The organism is Paenibacillus darwinianus (genome assembly GCF_000598065.1).
In the GTDB taxonomy this organism is placed as follows: domain Bacteria; phylum Bacillota; class Bacilli; order Paenibacillales; family Paenibacillaceae; genus Paenibacillus_I; species Paenibacillus_I darwinianus.
On the sequence record NZ_KK082205.1, the window covers coordinates 1 to 9,007 of the forward strand.

Below are 9,007 nucleotides of genomic sequence, written 5' to 3' on the forward strand. Positions count from 1 at the left end.
GCGAAGCCGCGCAGTCGGCGCTGGAGCTGTACGAGCGCTATGAGGCGCTCGCAAGCGCGGTTCGCGCGATGGGCCAGGCGGCCGCCAACGGGCGCCGGTTCGGGATGACGGATGCAGCGCGGCAAGCGGCAGAAGATGGCCGCCGTCTGCTTGCCGCCGTCCCGTCCGTTTCAACCATATCGGGACGCTGACTGAAGTCAGCTACACGATCCGCCTGTTCAGCCGGGATGGCCGCCTGTTCCGGGTGCGCCAATCCGGGAAGGGTGCAAACGTACGCAGTCATCGGCTGACACCGGGTTCAATCGTGCTGTTGAAGCATCATGTGCGCTAGAAGGCTGTGCGGCCTCGCGGCTACCCTCCGAAAGCGTCGCGAAAGGCATCGGCCAGCCGTTTGGCATCCACTTGCCACAGCTCGGCGATCTCCGCGTTCACATTCGCCTCCCACCAGTCCGACAGCTTCGTGCGGTTGCTGTGATGCTCGTGGATCCAGATCATATTTTCGGCTACCTTTCGCACATACAGCTTTTCGGCCGCTTCCATCTTGTCCGGCGGTATCCAAATCTTGAGCCGCTTGGCGGTCCGGTACAGTTCCAGATTGCATGCCCTGCGGATTTTGCGCGCCGACGGAAAGCTCGTTAGATGCTTCTCGTTCGATTGTTTCAAGGCTGCCACCCTCCTCTGACTACACCATATGCGGGCAGTGCGAGGGTGGGGACTTTTGTGCGTCGTTTACGCGAGGCTACTGCACCACGATGTATCCGACCATCGGGCCGCCTTGCGCCGGAACGGTATGCGTCAGACAAATAATCGGGTAGATTCCCGGCTTTTTGGCAACGAATGTGACGATCGTCGTTTGCCCTTTTTTCACCTCATCGCGGACGCCGAGCCCTTCGATTACGAACGGATGACTTGCGCCGTTGACTCCGGTAATGTTGAGCTGCACCGTTTCTCCTCGGGGTACGATTATCGTGCCGGGATCCCAACGATACGCCTCGATCTCCTTCCCGTCCGTGCCGACGCTCTTGAATTCGCCGGTCACCAGCTGGAAGACGAGCTGTCCGGACGGCACGCCGCTCGTTGCCCTTGACTGGTCCCAGCGCATATAGGCAACGACAATCACCGCGATAAGCGCGATGGCGGCCGCCATGCGGAGCTGGTTTTTGCTGACCACGACGATTCTGGACATGAATAACACCTCTCCTTTTGAATTCGTTTTCTTATTGCCAGTCTATGCGGGGGCTTGTCAGGCCATGACTTTGAATCTATGTTTCTCTTACGATTTGCCGGGAGGTTGGGAGTGGACGCAGCGGCGTTTGAGACGAACGGAGGCTTTTGCTACAATATGGTTAGTCAGGATCACTCGTTCAAAGGAAAGAGGAGAGCGGAAAATGGCAAAAATGATAGCCGATAAGCTGGACAAAGGCATCAGCCCGCAGCAGTTCATGGATGAAATGACGCGGAATAAAGAGACGTTCGTGTCGCTGTATGACGAGTTTCAATGGCCGAGCGAGGACGATAGGGCGTATTTCGAATCGCTGGGCAACCGCGACGATTTGCGCTGCCTCATTCTGATGGCCGATTGGTGCGGGGATGTCGTCAAAAATATTCCGGTCGTGTTCCGCGCGCTAGAGATCGGCGGCGTTCCGACAGAGGTGCTTATCAAGGAGGAGCACCTGGATACGATGGGGCAATTTTTGACGATGGGCGGCGAAGCAGTGCCGATCGTGATTTTCGCGGATACCGGCGGCGCAGTTCTGGGTCAATGGGGCCCTCGTCCGAGTCATGTGCAGGAGGCGATGATCGCCTTCAAGCAGGCGAATCCGCATCCGGAAGCGGCCGATTATCAGGACAAACTGACTGAGACGCGTGCGGAGCTGGGTCGCCGCTACGGGGAAGGAACGGGCTACCAGGCGCATATTGTGCGTGAACTGCGCGAGCTCATCGAGAAGCTGTAATGGCGGAGCTGATCGTCGAATCGTTTGCGCTCGGACCGCTGCAAACAAATGCTTATTTGATCATGAACGAGGCCCGGTCGCAGGCCATTGTCATCGATCCGGGCATGGGACCCGAACGGCTGCTTCGGCGGGTGGAGACGCTGGACGTTCCCGTCCAGGCCATCCTGCTGACGCACGCGCATTTCGACCACATGGGCGGCGTGGAAGCCGCGCGCAAAGCGTGGGGATGCCCCGTCTATCTGCACGATCTGGAGGCCGATTGGTTGACGGAGCCCCGCAAGAACGGATCGGCGCGCTGGCCGGACGTTACGGAGCCGCTCACAACCGATCCCGCCGAGCATGCGCTGGATGACGGACAGTCGCTGCAACTGCTGGGCGTTACCTTCCGCGTGCTGCACACGCCGGGGCATTCGCCGGGAAGCGTCAGCTTTCATTACGGCAAGCATCTGTTCTCGGGCGACGTGCTGTTCCGGCTGTCGGTCGGACGGACCGATCTGCCTGGCGGACGCGAGGCGGACCTGTACGATTCGATCCGCAACAAGCTGTACAAGCTCGATCCCGAGGTGCGGGTGTACCCCGGACACGGGCCCCAGACCACGCTCGGGTTTGAAATGGCGAACAATCCGTTCGCGCCGGCGCACTGACTTCGGTTAGTTCCTCCATGCGAAGCAGCGCGAAAAAGCGCCGAATCCTGTTTGACGACACGGATTCGGCGCTTTTTGCCGTTTGCTCCATCCCTTGCGAGGGGGATGATGTTTTTGTTTACGGCAAATCCCCAACCGGATTGCCTCACACTCACTGTCCTGCTCCATCTCGTCCCAAGCTGGATAAAACCGATCAAATCTGCGACAATGAGAGCGGGATTGATTGAAGATAGGACGGTGCACAATTCATGACGGACGTACATACAAAGCCGCAGGACGGCGAAGAAACGACGGGAAAAAGCGCGCTGACGCCCGAGCAGAAAATGGCGGAGCGGCAGCGTATCGAGAAGCAGGTGAGCGCGGAGCTCAACATTCCGATTACGAAGGTAAAGGCGGCGGTCGGCCTGCTCGACGAGGGCAATACGATTCCGTTCATCGCCCGCTACCGTAAGGAGATGACCGGCGAGCTCGACGAGAACGATCTGCGCGGCATAGAGGAGCGGCTCGGCTATTTGCGCAATCTGGAGGAGCGCAAGCGCGAGGTGGTCCGGCTGATCGATGAGCAGGGCAAGCTGAACGACGAGCTGAAGCGTTCGATCGAGCAGTCGGCTAAGCTTCAGGAGGTCGAGGATCTGTATCGGCCGTACCGGCAAAAAAGAAAGACGCGCGCCAGCGTTGCCAAGGAGCGGGGGCTTGAGCCGCTCGCCGATTGGCTGTACGGGCAGCCGAGACAGGGCGATCCCCTTCAGGAGGCGGCCAAGTACGTCGATGAGGAGAACGGCGTGCCGACGGCGGCGGACGCGCTGCAAGGCGCGATGGATATTATTGCCGAGAACATCGCCGACGATGCGAAAATCCGTGCCTGGGTGCGCAAATATACGTTTGATCAAGGTATCGTGTTCACATCTGCCAAGGATGCCGCGTTGGAGTCGGTGTACGAGATGTATTACAGCTACCAGGAGCCGGTTCGGAGGCTGCCGCCGCACCGCATTCTGGCGATTAACCGAGGCGAGCGTGAAGAGGTGCTGAAGGTGACGCTCGAGGTGCCGGCGGACAAAATCCACGACTTTATCGGTCGCCAGATTTTTCGCAGCCAGCGACCTTCGCCGGTGCGGGACATTCTGCTTCGCGTCATTGAGGATGCGTATAAAAGATTGCTCGCGCCGTCGATTGAGCGTGAGGTGCGCGGCGAGCTGACAGAGAAGGCGGAAGAGCACGCGATTGCGATTTTCTCGGCGAATTTGCGCAACCTGCTGCTGCAGCCGCCGGTCAAAGGCAAGGTCGTGCTGGGCGTCGATCCGGCGTTTCGGACCGGCTGCAAGCTGGCCGTCGTGGATGACACCGGCAAGCTGCTGGACGTGGCCGTCTCCTATCCGACGCCGCCGAACAACAAGGTCGCCGAAGCCGAGCGGCTGATCAACGGCCTGATCGACAAATATGGTGTAGAGCTGATCGTCATCGGCAACGGTACCGCTTCGCGCGAGACCGAGCAGTTCATTGCCGATCTTATCTCCAAGCGCAATAACAGCGAGCTGAAATATATCATCGTCAACGAAGCCGGCGCCAGCGTCTATTCCGCCTCGAAGCTCGCCGCAGAGGAGTTTCCGTCGCTTGATGTGGCCGAACGCAGCGCCGTATCGATTGCCAGGCGGCTGCAAGACCCGTTGGCTGAGCTTGTCAAGATCGAGCCGAAGGCGATCGGCGTAGGCCAATACCAGCATGACGTCAGCCAGAAACGGCTGGACGAGAGCCTGGGCGGCGTCGTGGAATCGGCCGTTAACCATGTTGGCGTTGACGTCAACACCGCATCGCCTTCGCTGCTCTCCTATGTAGCGGGCGTGAACGCGACCATTGCCAGGAACATCGTGAAATTCCGCGAGGAGAACGGCAAATTCGCGGAACGCGGCCAATTGCAGAAAGTGCCTCGGCTCGGCGCGAAGTCGTACGAGCAGTGCATCGGCTTCCTGCGCATTCCGGAGGGGCGCAACCCGCTTGACCGGACGCCGATCCACCCGGAATCGTACGGCGTGGTGGCCAAGCTGTTCAAGGAACTTAAGCTGGAGCTCGACGCGCTCGGCTCCAGGGAGTTGAACGCCAGGCTGGAGCAGGTCGATCCGGAAACGGTGGCGACCCAGCTGGGGGTCGGCGTTCCGACGCTGCGCGACATACTGGACAGCCTGCGCCGCCCCGGGCGGGATCCGCGCGAGGAACTGCCGGCGCCGATTTTCCACACGGATGTGCTCAAGCTCGAGGATTTGACGCCGGGCATGGAGCTGCAGGGCACGGTCCGCAATGTCATCGACTTCGGCGCTTTCGTCGACATCGGCATCAAGAACGACGGACTTGTTCATATCTCCCAACTGAGCGACAAATTCGTGAAGCATCCGATGGACGTCGTTTCCGTCGGCGACAACGTGACGGTCTGGGTGCTGAGCGTCGATCCGAAGAAAGGCCGAGTGAGCCTGACGATGCGCAAGCCCGGCTAAAATCCGCTTGCCGGTAAAGCCCTTTCACGATACAATTTTGATAGAGAACCGGCCAAGGGGAGGGGCTTCACGCATGATCAACGGTAAAGCGACGGGTATATCTCCAAGCCATAAATGGTTCGGCTTATCGCTGCAGGCATTGGTCGTGCTGTCGAAGCAAGACAGCCTGTGTCCGAGCTGCGACATAGCCGAGCATCTGCAATCCGAGCCGACGCTGCTGCGCAAAATACTGGCGAAACTGGCAAAGGAAAACATATTGGAAACCCGGGAAGGCCGCGAAGGCGGCTACCGGTTGAAGAAATCGCCGGAGGAGCTGACGCTGGCCGAGGTGTATAAGGCGCTGCAGATGGAGCAGTCCGTATGCACCGGCATGCGGGATGCGACAGGCGGTCACCCGTTCGGAACGGACATGAAAGCGGCGTTCCGGGACATTTCGGAGGAGCTGGACCGGTCCATGCTGGAGGTTCTAGGCAAGCATACGATAGCGGATTTAGCGGGACGCACGGGCTGATTAGGCCCTGCGTCTTTTTTTATGTCCGGACCCCACGATTTTTATGTCAATATATCAGGGCATCATACACCTCGAATTGGGCAGTAATTGGTGCCGGGGGCGCATTGCCCTTCATAGGCACGGTATTATAATGTAACTTACTCAAAGTAAGCAGTTGACAAGGCGTTATGTCAGGATTATACTGTGACTATATTTATTACAGTTGTTCAAATGAGCAGCTTTTTTGTTGGGTATAACTGAGCTTAATTTAGCTCAGTAAAGTCCTTTCCCGACGAACCGCTCGCGGGTAGCCCGCGATGTCCGTTGCCGGCTATCCTTCGGAAGACTGCAGCTTCCGGGTGTTCCTATGCAAACAACTGTGACAGTAGCACACATAAATAAACGATACCAAGGAGGAACTGATTATGAGCAAGGATCAAGTGGAGCAAGGCATCGATTTTTTTGAGGTGATTGCGGAGCGTCATTCGGTCCGTTCGTACGACCCTTCTTATAAAATGTCCCGCAACGAGCTGAAGGAACTGCTCGCGGATGCGGTCAAGGCGCCTTCGTCATCGAATTTGCAATCGTGGAGGTTTCTCGTTGTCGACGATCAGGCGGCGAAGGAGAAGCTGAAGCCGATCGCTTTCAACCAGAAGCAGGTTACGGAGGCATCTGCAGTGATCGCGATTCTGGGCGACCGGGAGGCTTATAAACGGGCTGCGGAGATCTATGGCCGCGGAGTAGAGCAGGGCTATATCCCGGCTGATGTCGCTGAGAACATGACCCATAATTCCGTTCAAGTCTATGGCGGAATGAGCGCCGATCGGCAGAAGGACATTGCGCTCGTGGACGGCGGGCTTATTGCGATGCAACTGATGCTGGCCGCCAAGGCGAGAGGGCTGGATACCGTGCCGATGGGCGGCTTTGACGGGGCGCAGTTGCTGGAAGCTTTCAATGTGCCGGATACGTATGTGCCGGTCATGCTCGTAGCGGTCGGCAAAGCGGCCCAGCCGGGCCGTCCGACGCCGCGTCTGACGGTGGATGAGGTTACGCAGTGGAACAGCTATTGATCAAGGTTCCGTAAAAAAACAAAAGGCTGTCGGAACCGGTGCGCAACCGGCCTGACAGCCTTTTTGCCGTATCACGGCGTTTCGCTACGGGAGGTACCCGGCCGAATGGTCGTCCGGCCCGGTTTGCGCTTTCGTCCGGTAAAAGAACCAGCAATCGTTCAGCAGGCGAATTTGCCGGCGGTCTTTTTTCTCGAATGCCCGCATCAACTGGTTGCAGAGCCATTGCGGCATAGCGATCATCCTCCTCCGGGAATGCTAATGTATGATCAGCATATGGGAGTGGGCGAATGTCCGTGCAGGTCCAGCTGCCGAACGGAACATTTTTGGCGTATGCCGGCGGTGGCTGGCTGTAGATCCGGTGCGTCTAGGCGTCGAGTTCATCCTCGTACCACTGTTCAAGCTGCGCCTGAAGGGCGCGGATCTCGGTCAGCAGCGACACGAGCGGGTAGGCCTTCTCACGGACGGCCGAGAATTGGCGCTCCAGCTCATTCATATAGTCGAGACCGCCGGTCACCGGAATCGATTCGTCATGCAGCTCCAGGTCGGCGCATTCGGCGACGGCATACGGCAGCACGGGCACATTGTCGGCGGTTAACTTGTCGAGCTCCTTATGCAGACGCAGATTGAGCGCGCTGAGCTGGTAGGCGTGAGATTCGGGCAATTCCACGAACGACAGCCCAGCTTGTCCTTTCATTACAATGTAACGCATCGTCGGCATGAACGGTCTAACTCCCCTCGGCTAGCTGATTCGGTATGTCATTACGGATAAAACCTACTTGACAGTGTAGCGCATCAGGGCTTATAAATTCAAGTATCAAGCCGTTGTCCGAAGCGGGGATTTAGGGGAATGCGAACATAATGAATAATGCAGCCTTGCAGTTATGGGTTGAGAAAATATCGCTGGAATGCTTCGACCTTCCGTTCAGGCACCGGGCCACATTCAATCGGCGGCTGAAGGCGACCGGCGGCCGGTATTTCATGAAGTCGCACGACATCGAGATCAGTCCCTATCAGTTGGAGACATACGGCGCCGAGGAGACCGAGAAAATCATCAAGCACGAGCTGTGCCACTACCACTTGCATCTGATGCGGCGCGGTTACCGGCACAGGGATGCGGATTTCAAGGCTTTACTTGCGAAAGTGGGCGGCAGCCGGTTCTGCAAATCGCTTCCGGAGCGGGCGCAGCGCAAGCCGGCGCCGTTCAAATTCATGCTGAAATGCCGGGCATGTGGGGGCGAATATTTGCGGAAAAGGAAGATGAATCCAGCCCGCTATGCGTGCGGAAAGTGCGGCGGAAAGTTACAATTGTTCGTGCTTGACTTCAAATTCGAATCGTGATAAATTAGTTCTTGTCACTTCGCGACGTTCCCTGATAGCTCAGTTGGTAGAGCACTCGACTGTTAATCGAGTTGTCACAGGTTCGAGTCCTGTTCGGGGAGCCACTATCTTGGAGAAGTACCCAAGTGGCTCAAGGGGACCCTCTGCTAAGGGGTTAGACTGCGCAAGCGGTGCGAGGGTTCGAATCCCTCCTTCTCCGCCATTTCTACAATGGCATTGCACGACAACGGAAGGCCGTTGATATCGGTCTTTTTTATTTGCCCGATTCGCGTATGATCGACGAGAAATTGCGGAAAATAAAAAAAGAACTTGCAATCAACAACCCAGTCCGGTATAATCATTTTTGTTGTCGCAATCGCGGCAGCGGTGCACTCATTTCGGTATGGCCCGTTGGTCAAGGGGTTAAGACACCTCCCTTTCACGGAGGTAACAGGGGTTCGAATCCCCTACGGGTCACCATCATCCTTTCTTGCATGAGCCATTAGCTCAGTTGGTAGAGCACCTGACTTTTAATCAGGGTGTCGAAGGTTCGAGTCCTTCATGGCTCACCATTGTTTTCTCCCTCGAAGACAACGGTGCATGTAATAGGAAGAAAGCTCATATGTGCGGTAGTGGTGGAATGGCAGACACGCTATCTTGAGGGGGTAGTGGGCTTACGCCCGTGGAGGTTCGAGTCCTCTCTACCGCACCATACATAATCAGTAGAATCCCTTGCGAAAGCAAGGGATTTTTTGTTGTGTGGCGTGCCCAGAGGCACGCATCTTCTAGCCGGTGAAAGTCCGGTCACAGGAGGGGCCAAGCCCCTGTGTAGCTAGGATACCTGCGTATGGCGAAATCTGTGCGCAGAAGCGTATCGACAAAGCACCTGTCAGAGACAGGGCGAGCAACATGATAGGCCGTAAACATAAAGTGAATCCTGCCGCGTCGTCAAAAAGGACTCGCAAGAGGGAAGAGAGGAAGCCGAGTCTCGCGCACTTGGACGAAGGCCATGGAAGCTGTTCAGAACTTGGAACGACAGCGAAGA

The 9,007-nt window shown here is 57.2% G+C and carries 11 protein-coding genes and 5 tRNA genes; 12 read left to right on the plus strand and 4 right to left on the minus strand.

From position 1 onward, the window contains the following. A partial coding sequence (locus BG52_RS16210) for a hypothetical protein (protein WP_036667479.1) occupies positions 1-191 on the plus strand: 191 nt, incomplete at its 5' end. Between the two features lie 160 nt (positions 192-351). On the opposite strand, the gene BG52_RS13540 is transcribed toward BG52_RS16210, so the two are convergent. After that, positions 352-663: a hypothetical protein gene (locus BG52_RS13540; protein WP_036585970.1), complete on the minus strand. Its 312-nt coding sequence runs from the start codon at positions 661-663 to the stop codon at positions 352-354. 76 nt (positions 664-739) lie between these two features. Continuing rightward, a complete protein-coding gene (locus tag BG52_RS13545) occupies positions 740-1,186 on the minus strand; it encodes a cupredoxin domain-containing protein (RefSeq protein WP_036585972.1) in 447 nt (148 codons plus the stop codon). Positions 1,187-1,388: 202 nt separating this feature from the next. Here BG52_RS13545 and BG52_RS13550 point away from each other — a divergent pair, with 202 nt between their 5' ends. From BG52_RS13550 to BG52_RS13570, 5 genes are all read left to right on the plus strand, one after another. Further along, on the plus strand, positions 1,389-1,955 hold the full coding sequence (locus BG52_RS13550) for a thioredoxin family protein (RefSeq protein WP_036585973.1): 567 nt from the start codon (positions 1,389-1,391) through the stop codon (positions 1,953-1,955). Beyond that, on the plus strand, positions 1,955-2,599 hold the full coding sequence (locus BG52_RS13555; RefSeq protein ID WP_036585975.1) for an MBL fold metallo-hydrolase: 645 nt from the start codon (positions 1,955-1,957) through the stop codon (positions 2,597-2,599). Before BG52_RS13550 ends, BG52_RS13555 begins: the two co-directional genes overlap by 1 nt. A 248-nt stretch (positions 2,600-2,847) precedes the next feature. Continuing rightward, positions 2,848-5,085, plus strand: a complete 2,238-nt coding sequence (locus BG52_RS13560; RefSeq protein WP_036585976.1) for a Tex family protein — start codon at positions 2,848-2,850, stop codon at positions 5,083-5,085. 73 nt (positions 5,086-5,158) lie between these two features. Next, positions 5,159-5,596: an RrF2 family transcriptional regulator gene (locus tag BG52_RS13565; RefSeq protein WP_036585978.1), complete on the plus strand. Its 438-nt coding sequence runs from the start codon at positions 5,159-5,161 to the stop codon at positions 5,594-5,596. Positions 5,597-6,000: 404 nt separating this feature from the next. Continuing rightward, positions 6,001-6,645 (plus strand): nitroreductase family protein, encoded by a 645-nt coding sequence (locus BG52_RS13570; protein WP_036585980.1) that lies wholly within the window; start codon positions 6,001-6,003, stop codon positions 6,643-6,645. Between the two features lie 84 nt (positions 6,646-6,729). Here the strand turns inward: BG52_RS13570 and cmpA are convergent, their stop codons facing one another. Together cmpA and BG52_RS13575 are read right to left on the minus strand one after the other, a co-directional pair. Further along, complete coding sequence (cmpA, locus tag BG52_RS15705) at positions 6,730-6,876, minus strand: cortex morphogenetic protein CmpA (protein WP_144340831.1); 147 nt, start codon at positions 6,874-6,876, stop codon at positions 6,730-6,732. A gap of 133 nt (positions 6,877-7,009) precedes the next feature. After that, the gene (locus tag BG52_RS13575; RefSeq protein WP_036585982.1) at positions 7,010-7,363 is read right to left on the minus strand and encodes a hypothetical protein; all 354 of its coding nucleotides are present in this window, start codon (positions 7,361-7,363) and stop codon (positions 7,010-7,012) included. 140 nt (positions 7,364-7,503) lie between these two features. Here BG52_RS13575 and BG52_RS13580 point away from each other — a divergent pair, with 140 nt between their 5' ends. From BG52_RS13580 to BG52_RS13605, 6 genes are all read left to right on the plus strand, one after another. Further along, entirely contained in the window at positions 7,504-7,983 is a 480-nt protein-coding gene (locus BG52_RS13580; protein ID WP_036667480.1) for a SprT family protein, read from the plus strand. Between the two features lie 28 nt (positions 7,984-8,011). Further along, positions 8,012-8,087 (plus strand) — tRNA-Asn (locus BG52_RS13585). Positions 8,088-8,094: 7 nt separating this feature from the next. Next, positions 8,095-8,185, plus strand: a tRNA-Ser gene (locus BG52_RS13590). A 182-nt stretch (positions 8,186-8,367) separates the two neighbouring features. After that, positions 8,368-8,442 (plus strand) — tRNA-Glu (locus tag BG52_RS13595). Between the two features lie 16 nt (positions 8,443-8,458). Next, a tRNA-Lys gene (locus tag BG52_RS13600) sits at positions 8,459-8,534 on the plus strand. A gap of 54 nt (positions 8,535-8,588) precedes the next feature. Beyond that, positions 8,589-8,674 (plus strand) — tRNA-Leu (locus tag BG52_RS13605). Positions 8,675-9,007: the final 333 nt, after the last annotated feature.